We start from the raw sequence: 16,197 nt of genomic DNA, 5'->3' as shown, positions 1-16,197 counted from the left end.
CCTTTCTTCAAGGGTAAGATGTGAATAATGCGACATAATTCAACTCCGGGAAGGGATGGATAATGGAACATTGTCACATCTTACTTCCGTTTCAGATAGTTAAAAAGTGTCGCACTTCATACTTGGATCTAAGGAATTAGAATAATGAGGTTAGAAGAATAAGCTCTCGAATTAAAGCTACCTAGATATTTTATTGAGAATCCTCAGAAGAGATGACATGAAAGAATGTTTCATCTTCTTTAATTAAGCCTAAATGCTTTCTAGCAAGCTCTTCTCTTGAATTATAATTATGTTTAATGCCGTTAATAACCTGTCTGATTTGGTTATTTTGCTCAAGGAGTTTTTCATTTTGAATTTTGAGCTCATCTAAGGAAGTCTGCAAATCATCTAATTTTTTACGACCAGCTTCTTCATCAAACCATGTTTGTTTGATGAGTAATCCTAAAACAACTAGGAGAATCAGGAGTAAAAGGTGCATTAGCTTCATATTTGAGATATTTGATCATTTCGTAATGTACGAACGCCTTTAGATTTGCGATAATGTTCGGCAAAATTGAATAATCTATTATAGCGCAAAGTGACGAATGAAAGACAGTATAATTATTAAGTTAGAAGAACTAAAAGAGCGCTTAGAAGAAGTGTCTCATCTTCTATCTGATCCAGATGTTATTAGTAATAATAATAAGTTTAGAGAGCTCTCCCAAGAATATGCACATTTAGATCCTGTTGTAGCAGAATTTAATGCTTGGAGATCCAATGAAGAAGGTCTATCTGAAATTAAAGAAATTTTTAATGGTTCAGATAGCGAATTAAAAGAGCTCGCGAAAGAAGAGCTCCCGATTTTAGAAGCAGAGAAAGAGCGCTTAGAGAAAGAATTAAGCATTCTTCTACTTCCAACCGACCCTTATGATGATAGCAATATCTTCCTTGAAGTTCGTGCCGGAACCGGTGGCGATGAGGCTGCGATTTTTGCCGGCGATTTACTTCGTATGTATATGCGTTATGCCGAAGATCGCCGTTGGGGAGTTGAAGTTATCAGTGAGCATCACGGCGAACATGGCGGTTATAAAGAAGCCGTTATTCTTATTAAAGGGCAAGGCGCTTATTCTCGCTTGAAGTTTGAATCAGGTGCGCATCGTGTTCAACGTGTTCCTGAAACAGAATCACAAGGTCGAGTGCATACTTCTGCGGCAACCGTTGCAATTTTGCCGGAAGTCCCTGAAACAGAGATGATTGAGATTAATGCCGGCGATCTTAAAATCGATACGTTCCGTTCATCGGGCGCTGGTGGTCAGCACGTTAACGTAACCGATTCCGCAATCCGTATTACGCATTTACCAACGGGCGTTGTCGTAGAATGTCAGGATGAGCGTTCCCAGCATAAAAATAAAGCGAAAGCGATGAGCCTTTTGGGTTCAAGATTATTAGAAGCAGAGCGTGAACGTGAACAGAAAGAGATGAGCGAAACTCGCCGAAATCTCGTTGGTTCAGGAGATCGTTCTGAACGTATTCGCACCTACAACTATCCGCAAGGACGTATTACCGATCACCGTATCAACTTAACGCTCTACAAGTTAGAAGATATTGTGAATGGCGATTTAGACCAAGTGATCGAACCTTTAATCCAAGAAAACCAAGCGGATCAGTTAGCGGCGATTGGAGATGAATAGATAACATTATGAGTGAGAAGGATGATTCACTGCAGATACGGATTTTAGCGACAAGCGATATTCATGGTTTTTATATGAATTTTGATTACTATAAAGATCAAGCAGTGGATCGTGCCGGGCTGATTAGCCTTGCAAAGGTGATTGAGGATGCAAGATCAGAAAATCCCAACTCACTTTTATTCGATAATGGAGATCTGTTACAAGGTTCTCCATTATCCGATTATCTTCGTGATTATTCGTTAGAAGATGAGCATCCCGCTTATTCTTTAATGAATGCGATGGGTTATGATGCGGCAACACTTGGCAACCATGAATTTAATTTCGGCGTGCCTTATCTCCTTGAAGTGCTGAATCAAGCACAATTTCCCTATATTAATGCCAATATTACGAACCTCGAAGGCGAGCATTTGTTACCGCCATCGGTGATTTTAGAGCGTGAATTTCTCACAGAAAAAGGTGAAACCGTTCCTCTAAAAATTGGTATTACCGGCATTTTACCGCCACAAATTGAAACCTGGGATAAAAACCATTTAGACGAATATGCCATCACGAATGAACGGCTCATGACGCATGATGCGGTTCAATCTGTGGAGAGAGAAGTAAAATCGCTGAAAGCGCAAGGCGCGGATTTGATTGTTGTGCTTGCACATACCGGCATTTCGAAACGTCCCTTTGAAACGGGAATGGAAAATAGTGCTTATTACATCTCTCAAATTCCCGAAGTCGATGCGCTTATTACCGGACATCAACATCGCCGTTTCCCATCAAACTCTTTTGAAGATATGGCGCATAAACAGGTGGATATTACAGAAGGAACTATCTGCGGAACACCTACTGTAATGCCGGGATCTTGGGCAAGATGGTTAGGCGTTATTGATCTTAAATTAACGAAAGTTGCCGGAAAATGGCAAGTAAAATCAGGGAATTCTCATCTTCGGTATGTTGAAGATTATCTGGAAGAGAATTTGCCGGTAAATGCCGAGCTTCAATCTCTCATGTTGCCGGCACATGAAGCAGTACGAGAAACGATGAACGTACCGATTTGCCAAACCGATTCGGGATTTTATAGTTATCTTTCTCTGATTCAAGATGATAACTGCATTCAAATTGTGGCAGATGCGCAGCGTTATTATGCAGAGCAGCTATTGTTGGAACGGGGGATTTCGGAAGATTATCCGATTCTGTCGGTAGTGCCGCTCTTTAAAGTCGGCAGCCGAAAGGATGATCCCACTTATTTTACCGAGATTGCTCCCGGCGAATTATCCTTTAAAGATATTGCCGATCTCTATGTTTATCCTAATTACTTGGTAGTTTTAGAAATTACCGGCAAGAATCTCAAAGAGTGGTTGGAATGTTGTGCGAGTATTTATCATGCAATTGATCCAAATGATGAAAATCCGCAACATCTCATTCATTGGGAAAAATATCGACCTTATAATTTCGATATTATTAAAGGCATTGAATATACGATTGATCCCACAGATCCGCCGAGATATAGCCCTGATTTAGAGCTCTGTAATGCGGAAAGTGAGCGTATTTCTTCGCTGACGTTTAAGGGGAAAGCTATTCAGCCAATGGATCAATTTTATTTAGCGACAAATAGTTATCGTGCTTTAGTGGATCGTTTCCCCGGCGCCGGCAGTAGTAATGTGGTTTGTGGAACGACAAAAGAGATTCCGGAAGTAATCCTCTCTTACATTACGGCAATGACGGAAGATTCGTTATTAACGATCTCGCCGGATGATAATTGGGGCTTAGATTTGCCGGCATTAACAGGCACGAAGTTACTGTTGGAAACGGCAAATAGCGAGCGAGCGCACAGCGTGATTGATCAAGATTCGAAATATATGATGCAGAAAGTCGGCATTGATGCCGAGAAGTTTGCGCTCTATGAAATAGATATTGATGCAACAATATCTTCTTAACGAAACATATTAATTATACATAATGAACGATAGCTAATTAGTAACTGCTAGCTTTGATGATTCTCGTATAACTGCGTAATTTTTTCTGAAAGCTGAAGAAGCTGTTTTTCTCGTTTTTGATCCATAATGAGATGATCTTTCTCGCAAAATTCAGGATGCGCTCTGAGGGATTTCGTGTCGTGAATGAGCATTCTCATTTCATGAGAAACAGTATGCGCGCTTTCCAAGTAAATCGGCGTTAATTGTGCATGACTTCTGCCATTGAGTGCGCCGACAATATAGAGCATTCTTGCTAAAAAATGTTGGATGGCTTCATCATTTACGCAGAAAATTTCTAAATCTTGAAGCTTATCCATGACGCTACTTCCGAGATGTTTAAAAGATGCTGCTAATCCGCCGATCACAGCGCCGGTTGCAGAAGCCGCGCCAAGCGTTGTAAAGCCTGCCAACGCATCAATTCCTACCATTAATCCCGCACCCACGCCGGCACCTTTACTAAATTGCACGGTAAAATCGATGAGATTATCGCTCGTAAACAGCTCTTTTTCATATTGCGTGCCTTGTGCTAGAAGTGCAAAGTAGGCGATATCTTCCTCGTTGAATTGATAGATTTTGAGAAGCGCTTGGATCGCACGTTTCTCTATTTTTTCAATCTGTTGATTGAGTTTTTGTAAAATAAACTCGGGATTTGTGGTACGTTTTTCCTTAATTTGTAAGGTCATTAAATTGAGATAAAAATTTGCCGTCACTTTCATTGCTTCTTGTAAGCGGGCATTTTCTTGCAAGGTTTCTAACTGAATATATGCCATGATTTCGGAATAATATTCCGGAAACATAATCGCAATTTGCTCGTAAAAGCGTTTTTTCTGTGGCGGAATTACCGTATCAAATTCTAAATAATGATGAATGCCATGCGCTTTAAGGTGCTGTTTCCAAGTGTCCAAATATTCTCCTTGCACAAAATTGAGGATCGGGAGAATTGGATGATGTGTTTTTGAAATCAGTGTTAATTCATCATCAAATTTTGGTAGAAAAGGAAGCCTGCAATCCACCACATAACAGGTTAAATCTGCGCTAAAGAGCTGTTTGATGACTTTGATTTCTTGCTCAAATTCAAGGTTGGCATCGGGATTATCAAGGAGTTTTTGCAGGTTTTCTGCTTCTTTTAGACGTGAGTTTGCCGGATATTTCTCTTCTAAAAAATCTAAAATCCCCATCGCATCTTCCATGCCGGGCGTATCGATATAGGTAAAAATGAGCTTTTCTGATGCTTGCTGAATCTCAGAAACATCAATAGTCGTAGATGCTTCATCTCGGATTTCTCCAAAATTTCTCGCTCTCGTAATCGTACGAATCAGCGATGTTTTTCCGGTATTCGTATGTCCAACAATGGCGATTTTGAGAGTTTTAGCTGTCATGGAAATTCCTTTTCAAGATGATCTTTTCGATGATTTATAATGCTCAATCTACATCGGAGATTTTTGCAGGATGATCGACTCATTAGGATAGAGATTTGGCGCGAGTTTTCGTTGCCATTCATCCGTGCGACTTTGGGAAGATTCTACAAGGATAATCGTATTATTGATAGAGAGATTCATCAACGTATAAATTCTTCGAAGCAAGCTTCTATCGGGCGTTAAATTGCCATCAATATAAAGGATAAGATCGTGAAGCGGATGTTTCGTGAGCTGATCTTTGAAATGATTAAACGCATTTCGATCATTAATAATCAGGATATTCTCGGGAAGCTCATGTGCAAAATCGAGCGCAACTTGGTTGCTTCCATTTCCTTTCGTAATGGTTTTAGGCGCTCGTTCTTGAATCGGGCGTTTTGCCGCAGGATCGATGATTTGCGCTTTCGGTGTTTCCGCCGTTAATAGTGTTGTTTGATACCGTTTGTAGTTACGAAATGCCCATAATGCCAGAATTATTCTCGGCAATAAGCCATAGCAGATAATCATCACAATGACCCAAATGGCCCAAGCTTTATCATTGGAAACTTCATTAGTGGATATATTGTTATCGGCAATGTTTGATTTTAAACTATTATCAATGATTTTCGGCGAAATCAGTTCTCCAAATATTAAATCGGGAATGGCATTTAAGACTTGAATGATATGCTGATAAACTCGGCTATCCTCGGGAAAGAGCGTGCTTGTAAGATTGAAATGATATTGCTGTAAGGTAAATTGAAAAAATAAACTGAGCGTGATTGCCGTAAAAACAATGATCCAAGCGCTATGCATAATGACTTTGGATAATAGCAATAATAATTGAGGATCAAAGGTTGTATTTAATTTTAGATTTTGCGCTTTTTTGAGGGAATCTTGTTTTTCTTGAAAGCGATGGATCCACTTTTGAAAAAAGAGCAGAAGCGTTGTAAAGAGTGAGTGCTTTCGAATCAGCGCAAAGAGCAGGAAGAAATATGCCGGCACTAATATTCCAAGCACAAGCGCAATGGGATGAATCGGGGAAGAGAGAAGGGAAGTGCTACTAATGATTGTGACCAAAAATAGTAGGATTCCACAAAAGCCAAAAACGCCTTTTGAAAAAGGCGATGATGGATTGTTTTGAATCGAATGTGGCAATGCCGTTTCAATATTTTCTGTCATGTAATAAGGTGCTTCGCAGTGAAAGGTTACTCCGGACGATCTGTTTTAATATAATGGAGCGTATTGCCAACAACTTTCGTGATCTGTATCTCTGTGCCGGCAGGAAGATTTTCCCCATGAATAATCCAAACGGAATCTCCAAGTGGTAAACGACCATTATTATCGATCACAGCTTCAGTGAGCGTATATTTATGCCCCACATATTCACTGCCACGAACTTGATTGAGATGCTTAGTTTTAATATCGGCATTCTTGTCTTTATAGGTTTTAACGCCGACAAGCACACTAATAATAGAAAACACCGCAAAACTGAGAATCTGCATCGTTAATGATAAATCGACAATTTTAAGCAGAAATCCGGTAACCAATGCCGCAATCCCAAGCCAAAAAAGATAAACGCCGGGCATAAAGAGTTCTAACAGTATCAATAAAGCGCCGATGATGAGCCAAATCATCATCGGATCCATATTAGAAAACAGCGACATCATTTTAAGATTCCTTGCCGGCAGACTTTACAAGCTCTGCAATGCCGGCAATTGAACCAATCATGCCGGAAGATTCCATTGGCATCATAATAATCTTGCCATTATCACTTTCTGCAATTTTACCAAATGCTTCCACATATTTTTGTGCGACGAAGTAATTGATTGCTTGGATGTCCCCTTCGCTAATGGCTTTAGAAACCATTAATGTTGCATTCGCTTCCGCTTCCGCCATTCTTTCACGAGCTTCTGCTTCTAAGAATGCCGCTTGGCGTTTTCCTTCAGCTGTTAAAATTGCCGATTGTTTTTCCCCTTCAGAGCGAAGAATTTCTGCTTCTCTCACACCTTGAGCTTCAAGAACAGCCGCGCGTTTTTCACGTTCTGCTTTCATCTGTTTAGCCATTGAATCGACGAGATCTCTTGGTGGCTCAATATCTTTAATTTCAATACGAGTTACTTTTACGCCCCAAGGTTCTGTTGCGTGATCCACTACAGAGAGAAGGCTTGCGTTGATTTCATCACGTTTAGAGAGAAGTTCATCTAAATCCATGGAACCCATTACAGTACGGATATTTGTCATGGTCAGGTTTAAAATTGCCGAGCCTAAATCATTGACGGCATAAGCGGCGCGCGCTGCATCATTGATTTGGAAGAAGACAACGCCATCGACACGAACCATGGCATTATCTTTCGTGATGACGGCTTGCGAAGGAACATCTGTCACGTTTTCCATCATATTAATTTTATGACCGATACGATCAAAAAATGGAACGATGAAAGAGATACCTGGTGTGATGGTTTTACGGTATTTTCCGAAACGTTCGATGGTATATTCATTTCCTTGCGGAACCATTTTAATACCGGAGAACACGAGTAAAACAGCAATTGCCGCAATAATTAAGACTAAAATAGCGCTGGTAGATAACATTATTTTACCTTCAGTTGTTTATTTGGAAGAAAATAGGTTTAAAAAAAGCATCTAAATCCTAAGAGATAGATGCTTTATCTCATTAATACTATTGATAGTATAAACGAAAACATTTGTTAATAATAACCCACATAACTAATTTTAATGGGTCTTATTTGCTAACGACTTATGCACTAAAAGAGTTCCCACAGCCACAAGTTGTTGTTGCATTTGGGTTTCTAATCACGAATTGTTCGCCTTGTAAGTCATTCACGTAATCAATCTCAGCGCCTACTAAATATTGGTAGCTTAAAGGATCAACTAAAAGTGTAACATCTTGGTTTACAACTTCCACGTCGCCATCTTCAACTTCATTGGCGAACGCAAAACCATATTGGAAACCAGAGCAACCGCCGCCTTGAATATATACACGAAGCTTCAGGCTTGCATCGCCTTCTTCTTCAATTAAGCTTTTCACTTTTAATGCAGCTGAATCTGTGAAATTAATTCCTGTTTCTTCGATCATTGACATCTTCATTTCTCCCTAAGTGAAAACAGTAAAATATGTCAAACATTATACCACTTTGGTCAAGTTTCTTTCACAATTCTCAAAGAAATTATTCGAATAAGCGAGAGCGATTATCGCTATGCCATATATCTAATACTAATTCCATGGCTGCAATTTCTTGTTGAACGAAAGAAGCGCCTTTTTCTTCCATATTTCCTGCAACATATAGTATCAATAACTGAGTGTTTTCGTTAGCTAATAAAAGTTTAGATTTGTTTGAGGGGATTCCATTTCTAATGAGTAATTGGTGAATTGCATTTATGAATATATCTGTTTCACTTGTATGAACCCAACTTGGCAAACGCCCAGAACCTTCAGAAATTTGTCTTAGAGATGCTTGCTTATCTGCATAATACATCCTTTTATTAGCGCGGGAGAAAGAAGCTAATAATATATAGATAACAATGCAACCAATTACTATTAAAATAAACGTCCCCATTATAAGTCCTCTCAAAAATTAAGAATTGATATGAAAACATAATATCAAAAAAAGCTTAACTCCTGTGAGTTAAGCTTTTTGTTTTAAAGTTTTGATTCAAAGAGAATGCAGAAAGAATGAAATTACTTCTCTTCTTCCTCTTTCACAACTTCAATTGCAAGTTCATCTAATTGTGCTTGGCTGATTGATGCTGGTGCATCTGTGAGTAAACATGCCGCTGATTGTGTTTTAGGGAATGCGATTACATCACGGATAGAGTTTTGTTCTGCCATAAGCATGACTAAACGGTCAAGACCGAATGCGATACCACCATGTGGAGGTGCACCATATTTAAGACCATCTAATAAGAAGCCAAACTTCTCTTCTGCTTCCGCTTTATCAATGCCGAGAAGTTCAAATACTTTCATTTGAACATCGTGTTTATAGATACGGATTGATCCGCCGCCTAACTCTGTACCGTTTAATACTAAGTCATAGGCATTTGCGATAGAGTTTGCAGGATCGCTGAGAGATTCGATACCTGTTTTTGGCGTTGTGAATGGATGGTGAACTGCAACATAACGTTTTGCATCTTCATCATATTCAAACATTGGGAAATCAACGACCCACATTGGTGCCCATTTGCGCGTTAAAAGGTTTAAATCTTTACCGATTTTCACACGAAGTGCACCGATTGCATCATTCACAGTCGTTGCTTTATCCGCACCGAAGAAGATGATGTCGTTGTTTTTCGCATTCGTTGCTTCAAGAAGCGCTGTTAATGTTGCGTCATCTAAGAATTTCACAATTGGAGATTGTAAACCTTCACGACCTGCTGCAACATCGTTGACACGAATATATGCAAGACCTTTCGCGCCGTAACGACCGACGAATTCTGTGTACTCATCAATATGACGACGTGTGAATTTGTCAGATGAATCAGGAATGTTCAATGCAACAACACGGCCGTATTCGCGGTTTGCAGCATCATTGAATACTTTAAATTCACATGATTTCATGATTTCAGTCACTTCTGTGAATTCAAGTGGAATACGAAGGTCCGGCTTATCAGAACCAAAGCGAGCCATCGCTTCATGCCAAGTCATGCGTGGGAAATCATCCCCAAGATCAACATTGATAGATGCTTGGAAAACGTTACGAATCATGTTTTCTGCAAGATCCATAATCTCATCAGATGAGAGGAATGATGTTTCGATATCCACTTGTGTGAATTCAGGCTGACGATCTGCACGTAAATCTTCATCACGGAAACAACGAACGATTTGGTAATAACGATCAAAACCACTCACCATTAAGAGCTGTTTGAAGAGCTGTGGACTTTGTGGAAGTGCGAAGAATTCACCATGATGAACACGTGAAGGAACCACGTAGTCACGCGCGCCTTCTGGCGTTGCTTTTGTTAAGAAAGGTGTTTCGATATCAAGGAAACCTTGGTTATCAAGTGCTTCACGGATATAACGTGTGACTTTTGAGCGAAGCATAATGTTTTTATGCATGCGTGAATCACGAAGATCTAAATAACGATATTTAAGACGAACTTCTTCTGAAGTTTTATCATCACCCAATTGGAAAGGAAGTGGTGCTGCTGCGTTTAAGATTTTCACCTCAGTGGCAATCACTTCAATTTTTCCAGAAACGATATTTTCATTGATCATCCCTTCAGGACGAGCAATAACTTTACCTTCAATTTGAATCACAAATTCGTTACGAATTTTTTCAGCTTCTGCAAATGGTGTTGTTAAATATGCTGGGTCAATTACTACTTGTACAAGACCTTCTCTATCGCGAAGATCCACGAAGATAATCCCGCCGTGGTCACGACGACGATGTACCCAACCAGAAAGTGTTACAGTTTTGTCGAGAAGCTCCTCGCTCACTAATCCGCAATAATGTGATCGCATAATAATTGAATCCTTAAATTGGTAATACGGTTTGTCACGTATTATGAATTGTCGTTTGAAAACCAAATTATACAATTATAGGGTATTTTACGAAACTTTTCAGACGAAGATGAGATGTTTTTGTCCGCTATTGCGGTAGATATTATTCAGGGAACATTTCAAAATTCATTTATCACTCTGTTGCAAGATGTGATGACAGGTAGGCACTTGCTGCCAACCGCTTTCAAGATGCGCCCTCGTGTAAATTATATGTGAATTTACCGCAGAGCGATCTTGAATAATAATCTAGGAACCTACGCCTTACAAAGCATAGGTCCCTAGAGTTTAAGCCTATCGTGTCTCTATTTTTTTTATTATTTGAGACTAGATACATCTACTCACCATATTTACTAAACCGTGAAAGTATAGTTCTTTCTTTAGCTTAGTCCTCCTTTGAATGCGCTTAGATTGTGGTGATACTTTTTTAATATTTTTTATCAATCTAAGAACAAAATTTGTTACAACAACCTGACTATGATTATCCCATTACGAATGTAATTGCAAATTTTAATCACAAATAAAAATATAAATCATTGATATTTGTCATGATTATGTTGCATGTAATATTCCGATATTACGGATAATAAGACAAATAGAATGATGGGATGATTTTTTAATGAAAAATGTGGTGTAGACTAAGTTCATCAAGGTTTTAAAGATAATAGCAGGAATCTCTTTTGCAATACTGGTATGCCATATTTAGCGAAGATTTTACGATAAAATAGAGCAAATCAAGGAATATTTTAGTTGAAATATTGCCATAACATTTGTAGAGGGATATTGTCTTTGATGGCATTACATAGTTTGATCTAATTACAGTAGCGAAGGCAAAAGAGAAATCATGGGAATTGAGTTAGTATTTTTTTTATCGTTGGGATGTATTATTGGTTTAATCTCCGGTTTATTAGGAGTCGGTGGTGGAACCGTTGTTGTTCCGGCAGTGGTATTCTTTTTAGTGTCGCTCGGAATGGATCCTAATCTGATTATGAAAGTCGCGCTCGGAACCTCTTTTGCAGTTGTGGCGATGACGAGTCTTTCATCAGTAATTGCACATCAACGCCGAGGCTCTGTGATGTGGGGAATAGTTTGGATTATGGGAATTGGTGCCGTTATCGGCGTTTCCGTAGGAAGCAGAGTGGTCACGATGATGAGTGATTTTGCGCTTCAGCTTCTGTTCAGTATCTTCTTGGCTTACACCATTATTAATATGCTGAGAACGGCTTCGAAAAAAGAAGCAGATTCCGCATCGCATATTCCAAAACCTGCGTATTTTGGGATTGGTGGGGTTATCGGTTTTCTCTCGAGCTTTGTCGGAATCGGTGGTGGCGTAATGATCGTGCCGGCATTGAGTAAAATTGGGTATAAGATGAAAAATGCGATCGCATCTTCTTCGGCGATTGGCATGTTAATGGCAGCGTCAGGCGCGATTAGTGCGTTGATTAACGGCTTGGATGTTGCGGGAGTACCGGAAGGCTCAGTCGGTTTTGTCTATCTGCCGGCGGTGATTGGTTTATCTATTACAAGCGTGATCTTTGCACCGCTTGGCGCAAAATTGGTATATGTATTGCCGGTAAAACGCATTCGTCAGATTTTAGCGGGATTCTTAACCATTGTTCTCGTAATTTTTATCTACAATAATTTTGTAGCGTAATATGAGATTGAGATTATTTATGGATATTTCGGTTTAAAATCTACTGTAGAAGCTAGCGCATGATATTTAAAAGCATGCACGTATTCGACTCAGCTGTGGACCGGCCTATATTATAGGATCTAGCTTTTTAAGCGATTCCACTAGAAAAAGAGAAGCAAGAGAGATAAGCAAGGGCGTTTCCCTTGCTTTTTTTGTATAATCTTACAAACATTCATTTTTAAAATCCTGTTGATCATAAAGGTTCATAAAACATGTCGAAAACATTTTTAGTCGTTGATGGCTCTAATTTTCTCTTTCGAGCGTTCCACGCACTGCCACCGCTGAAAAGCCCTGATGGAAGACCTACAGGCGCGATTCGTGGCGTGATTAATATGTTTGAGAAACTCATGCGAGAATTTAATCCGGATTATTTAGGCGTGATTTTTGATGCAAGCGGTAAAAGCTTCCGAAGTGATCTTTATGAAGATTACAAAGCACATCGTCCGCCAATGCCAGATGATTTGCGTGAGCAAATTGAACCACTCTATGAAATTATTGATCTCATGGGATATCCAAGAATTTCCATTCCCGGCATTGAAGCGGATGATGTGATCGCAACGTTAGCGCTAGAAGCGAAAGCGAAAGGTATTCGTACGATTATCGCTTCCAGCGATAAAGACTTAGCGCAACTCGTGGAAGACGGGGTAATTACCATGTATGACGGCATGAAAAATGAAATGCTCGGGCGTGCAGAGGTTTTTGAGAAATATGGCGTATATCCAGAACAAGTGCGAGATTATCTTTCACTTATGGGCGATAGCGCCGATAATATTCCCGGCGTTCAAGGTGTTGGCCCGAAAACAGCGGCAAAGTGGATTCATGAATGGGGTACATTAGACGAAATCGTCGAAAATGCCGGCGGTATTAAAGGGAAAGTGGGTGAACGTCTTCGTGATAGCTTAGAAATGTTGGCGCTTTCAAAAGAACTCACAACGCTTCTCACGACCGCAAAATTGCCGGTAACGGTGGAAGAATTACAACTCAAAGACCCTTTTACGGATCGTTTACGAGATATTTATCAAGATTTGGGTTTCCGTCAATTACTCATCGGTCTTGAAAATGGGAAAACAGATGCACCAAGCTTTGTGCCTCCGGTTGCGAAAGCGGCGAAAAGTAGTGATGACGAAGATGGTTGGGTGAATCCGGCACTTCCTGAAACGATTGAATATGCAACCATTACTACGATTGAAGCGCTTCAAGCATTTATCGCCTTGATTCCACAATCTGCGATTTTAGCGCTCGATACGGAAACCGATGGTTTGAATTTTATGAGCGCCAATTTAGTGGGAATTTCGCTCTCCGTTGCGCCGGGAACCGGCATCTATATTCCGTTTAAACAAGCGGGTTTAGAAAATCCACTCTTGATTGAAGATGTAATGCCGTTATTAACGCCGATTTTGGAAGATGAAACAATTCCTAAAGTTGGGCAAAACATTAAATTTGATTGGCATATTTTAAAGCGTTACGGCTCTGAAATTCGCGGCATTCAAGATGACACAATGCTTGCGAGTTACGTTTATAATCCCACCGGCAATCGTCATAATATGGATGCGCTTGCCGAGCTCTATTTAGGATTTGAAACAACGCCTTTTGAGAAAATTGCCGGCAAAGGAAAATCTCAAAAAACATTTGATGAAATTGATATTGAAACGGCGAGCTTTTACGCCTGTGAAGATGCGGATATTACGCTGCAATTACAGCACAGTATTGTGCCGAGATTAAAAGCAGAAGCGAGCCAATACAAGGTTTATGAAGAGATTGAAATGCCGTTAGTGCCGGTGCTTGCGAAGATGGAGCATGAAGGGATTATGGTCGATGCTGCGCATTTAGAAGCATTAAGTGCAGAATTTGGCGAAAACCTTACGGCGCTAGAAACGGAAGCGTATGAGCTTGCCGGCGAAGAATTTAATATGAGCTCTTCGAAACAAGTAGGCGAAATTCTCTTTGAAAAGTTAGAATTGCCGGTGATTAAAAAAACGCCAAAAGGCGCACCATCAACGGCGGAAGATGTGTTAGTCAAACTTGCTGAAGATTACCCATTACCAAAAATCATTATGGAATATCGTGAGTTTTCAAAACTCAGATCCACTTACACAGATTCGCTCGTTGCCGAGATTAATCCTGCAACAAAGCGTGTGCATACTTCCTTTAATCAGGCGCAAACAAGTACCGGTAGATTATCGTCTTCCAATCCAAATTTACAAAATATTCCGATTCGAACCAAAGAAGGTCGCCGAATTCGTGAAGCGTTTATCGCAAAAGAAGGTTCCATCCTATTAGCAGCGGACTATTCACAAGTTGAGCTTCGTTTAATGGCACATTTCTCACAAGATGAAGCGATGCTCAAAGCGTTCCAAGATGGCAAAGATATTCACGCCGCAACTGCAGCGGAAGTATTTGGTTTGCCGTTAGAAAAAGTATCGAGCGAAGAGCGTCGGGCGGCAAAAGCGATTAACTTCGGACTTATTTACGGCATGGGCGCGTTTGGACTTGCGAAGCAATTAGGGATTTCTCGCACACAAGCGCAAGAATATATCAGCCTCTATTTCAGCCGTTATCCCGGCGTTTTAAATTATATGGATCAATCGAAAGAGAAAGCGAAAGATCTTGGATATGTGGAAACGCTTTTAGGCAGACGTCTATATTTGCCGGGAATTCATAGCTCAAACGCAATCGCGCGTTCTGGCGCGGAGCGTATCGCTATTAATGCGCCTTTACAAGGAACGGCTGCCGATATTATCAAGCTTGCGATGCTGAAAGTCGATGCGTCATTAATGGCAAAGCCGGAGATTGATGCCAGTATGTTACTGCAAGTGCATGATGAATTAATCTTGGAATCCACACTCGAATCAGAAGCGGAAGCAACAACCTTGTTGATTGATGCAATGACCGATGTTCTAAAAATTGATGTGCCACTGATTGTAGAAGTTGGTCGAGGCAAAAACTGGGATGAAACAGCGGGCTAATTTCCTAAGTCGATTTCTTAAACTGATTTCATCTGCGATAAAACTTTAGAAGCATTGATGACATATTGAAAAAGCATTAGTAAATAACGACTAATGCTTTTTTTGTGTCTGCTTCTTATCGGATTTAGCGCTATTTTGAATATGATCATTTGTTGATATAGTAGATTCTGTTTTATGGGGAAGGCAATGTTTGAATCATCTTTGAAATCATCGAAATAGGGAATCATCATGACAATATGGATCATCAGTTTGAGCATAATAGGAATGATGTTGCTCATGATATTGTTCTACGGCATTACCATTTATAATACGTTGGTCAAAAAACAGCAGATCATGAGCGAAGCATTTATGATGATGAATGTCTTTTTGACGAAACGACAAGAGTTAATTCCAGCATTGATTACCGCAAGTCAGAAGATGCTTGATATGAATATGGAAGGTTTGCAGAAATTGATGGAATTAGCGCCGAAAAATAGTGTTGCAATTGAATCTGATCATCGGCATATCCGGCATTCTCAGGAAACGAATCATGATTTAGAGCTTTCAGCGACGCAAGCTATCGATCAGACAATTCAGCTTGCCGAGAAAACGGAACAAGAATTAGCGCTATTTTTAAAAACAGCTACGCTTTCCCCAAATTTGATGTCAGATCAAGGGTTACAAGCGGTCTATCAATCCCTTCAAGACGTAGAGAAAGAGATTAGCCAAGCAAGGCGTTATTACAATGCAACGGTGCGAGATTATATGACGTACTTTTCAAAATTCCCTAATATCTTTATTGCTGTTGTCGGAAAATTTCCGCAAGGTCACTATTTTTATCAGGAAGGTATGGGAAAAGGGAAAATGAGTGACAATACTCGTTGAGTAGGTTGAGGAAAAGTGATTAATTGTTTAGTTTTTATTTAATATAATTATTATCTTTAAATATATTTATCTTTATTAACGTATCATCGAGAGCAATTATAGTCTTTTAAGGTGTTGCTCTGCTTGTAAACAGT

The 16,197-nt window shown here is 39.8% G+C and carries 13 protein-coding genes; 5 read left to right on the top strand and 8 right to left on the bottom strand.

Going from position 1 to position 16,197, the window contains the following annotated elements; all coding sequences use genetic code 11:
- Positions 1-190 precede the first annotated feature (190 nt).
- Positions 191-487 carry an FtsB family cell division protein gene (locus tag ACYSN2_RS08470; RefSeq protein WP_461749821.1) on the bottom strand — a complete coding sequence of 99 codons (297 nt, stop codon included), beginning with the start codon at positions 485-487 and terminating at the stop codon, positions 191-193.
- A 97-nt stretch (positions 488-584) separates the two neighbouring features.
- Here ACYSN2_RS08470 and prfA point away from each other — a divergent pair, with 97 nt between their 5' ends.
- Together prfA and ACYSN2_RS08460 are read left to right on the top strand one after the other, a co-directional pair.
- Positions 585-1,670: a peptide chain release factor 1 gene (gene prfA / locus ACYSN2_RS08465; protein WP_461749820.1), complete on the top strand. Its 1,086-nt coding sequence runs from the start codon at positions 585-587 to the stop codon at positions 1,668-1,670.
- Positions 1,671-1,678: 8 nt separating this feature from the next.
- Entirely contained in the window at positions 1,679-3,595 is a 1,917-nt protein-coding gene (locus ACYSN2_RS08460; protein ID WP_461749819.1) for a bifunctional 2',3'-cyclic-nucleotide 2'-phosphodiesterase/3'-nucleotidase, read from the top strand.
- 47 nt (positions 3,596-3,642) lie between these two features.
- Here ACYSN2_RS08460 and ACYSN2_RS08455 read toward each other — a convergent pair whose 3' ends face one another.
- The 7 genes from ACYSN2_RS08455 to aspS form a co-directional block, all read right to left on the bottom strand.
- Positions 3,643-5,013, bottom strand: coding sequence for a GTPase/DUF3482 domain-containing protein (locus ACYSN2_RS08455; protein WP_461749818.1), 1,371 nt, complete (start codon positions 5,011-5,013; stop codon positions 3,643-3,645).
- A 48-nt stretch (positions 5,014-5,061) separates the two neighbouring features.
- A complete protein-coding gene (locus ACYSN2_RS08450; protein ID WP_461749817.1) occupies positions 5,062-6,207 on the bottom strand; it encodes a DUF2868 domain-containing protein in 1,146 nt (381 codons plus the stop codon).
- A gap of 26 nt (positions 6,208-6,233) precedes the next feature.
- Positions 6,234-6,695, bottom strand: coding sequence for an NfeD family protein (locus ACYSN2_RS08445; protein WP_461749816.1), 462 nt, complete (start codon positions 6,693-6,695; stop codon positions 6,234-6,236).
- A 1-nt stretch (position 6,696) separates the two neighbouring features.
- The gene (locus ACYSN2_RS08440; RefSeq protein ID WP_461749815.1) at positions 6,697-7,617 is read right to left on the bottom strand and encodes an SPFH domain-containing protein; all 921 of its coding nucleotides are present in this window, start codon (positions 7,615-7,617) and stop codon (positions 6,697-6,699) included.
- A 166-nt stretch (positions 7,618-7,783) separates the two neighbouring features.
- The gene (erpA, locus tag ACYSN2_RS08435; protein WP_461749814.1) at positions 7,784-8,134 is read right to left on the bottom strand and encodes an iron-sulfur cluster insertion protein ErpA; all 351 of its coding nucleotides are present in this window, start codon (positions 8,132-8,134) and stop codon (positions 7,784-7,786) included.
- Positions 8,135-8,213: 79 nt separating this feature from the next.
- On the bottom strand, positions 8,214-8,603 hold the full coding sequence (locus ACYSN2_RS08430) for a hypothetical protein (RefSeq protein ID WP_461749813.1): 390 nt from the start codon (positions 8,601-8,603) through the stop codon (positions 8,214-8,216).
- Between the two features lie 122 nt (positions 8,604-8,725).
- Positions 8,726-10,504, bottom strand: a complete 1,779-nt coding sequence (gene aspS / locus ACYSN2_RS08425) for an aspartate--tRNA ligase (RefSeq protein WP_461749812.1) — start codon at positions 10,502-10,504, stop codon at positions 8,726-8,728.
- An 880-nt stretch (positions 10,505-11,384) separates the two neighbouring features.
- Here aspS and ACYSN2_RS08420 point away from each other — a divergent pair.
- From ACYSN2_RS08420 to ACYSN2_RS08410, 3 genes are all read left to right on the top strand, one after another.
- Positions 11,385-12,194, top strand: a complete 810-nt coding sequence (locus ACYSN2_RS08420) for a sulfite exporter TauE/SafE family protein (protein WP_461749811.1) — start codon at positions 11,385-11,387, stop codon at positions 12,192-12,194.
- A 251-nt stretch (positions 12,195-12,445) separates the two neighbouring features.
- Complete coding sequence (polA, locus tag ACYSN2_RS08415; RefSeq protein ID WP_461749810.1) at positions 12,446-15,199, top strand: DNA polymerase I; 2,754 nt, start codon at positions 12,446-12,448, stop codon at positions 15,197-15,199.
- A 228-nt stretch (positions 15,200-15,427) separates the two neighbouring features.
- A complete protein-coding gene (locus tag ACYSN2_RS08410) occupies positions 15,428-16,063 on the top strand; it encodes a LemA family protein (RefSeq protein WP_461749809.1) in 636 nt (211 codons plus the stop codon).
- Positions 16,064-16,197: the final 134 nt, after the last annotated feature.

This window comes from Ignatzschineria sp. LJL83 (assembly GCF_054871845.1).
This window is presented reverse-complemented; position numbering and strand designations above follow the sequence as displayed.

Excerpts from the sequence above, each read along its gene's own strand:
- ACYSN2_RS08470 (WP_461749821.1), bottom strand. The coding sequence starts at position 487 with ATGAAGCTAATGCACCTTTTACTCCTGATTCTCCTAGTTGTTTTAGGA.
- prfA (WP_461749820.1), top strand. The coding sequence starts at position 585 with ATGAAAGACAGTATAATTATTAAGTTAGAAGAACTAAAAGAGCGCTTA.
- ACYSN2_RS08460 (WP_461749819.1), top strand. The coding sequence starts at position 1,679 with ATGAGTGAGAAGGATGATTCACTGCAGATACGGATTTTAGCGACAAGC.
- ACYSN2_RS08455 (WP_461749818.1), bottom strand. The coding sequence starts at position 5,013 with ATGACAGCTAAAACTCTCAAAATCGCCATTGTTGGACATACGAATACC.
- ACYSN2_RS08450 (WP_461749817.1), bottom strand. The coding sequence starts at position 6,207 with ATGACAGAAAATATTGAAACGGCATTGCCACATTCGATTCAAAACAAT.
- ACYSN2_RS08445 (WP_461749816.1), bottom strand. The coding sequence starts at position 6,695 with ATGATGTCGCTGTTTTCTAATATGGATCCGATGATGATTTGGCTCATC.
- ACYSN2_RS08440 (WP_461749815.1), bottom strand. The coding sequence starts at position 7,617 with ATGTTATCTACCAGCGCTATTTTAGTCTTAATTATTGCGGCAATTGCT.
- erpA (WP_461749814.1), bottom strand. The coding sequence starts at position 8,134 with ATGAAGATGTCAATGATCGAAGAAACAGGAATTAATTTCACAGATTCA.
- ACYSN2_RS08430 (WP_461749813.1), bottom strand. The coding sequence starts at position 8,603 with ATGGGGACGTTTATTTTAATAGTAATTGGTTGCATTGTTATCTATATA.
- aspS (WP_461749812.1), bottom strand. The coding sequence starts at position 10,504 with ATGCGATCACATTATTGCGGATTAGTGAGCGAGGAGCTTCTCGACAAA.
- ACYSN2_RS08420 (WP_461749811.1), top strand. The coding sequence starts at position 11,385 with ATGGGAATTGAGTTAGTATTTTTTTTATCGTTGGGATGTATTATTGGT.
- polA (WP_461749810.1), top strand. The coding sequence starts at position 12,446 with ATGTCGAAAACATTTTTAGTCGTTGATGGCTCTAATTTTCTCTTTCGA.
- ACYSN2_RS08410 (WP_461749809.1), top strand. The coding sequence starts at position 15,428 with ATGACAATATGGATCATCAGTTTGAGCATAATAGGAATGATGTTGCTC.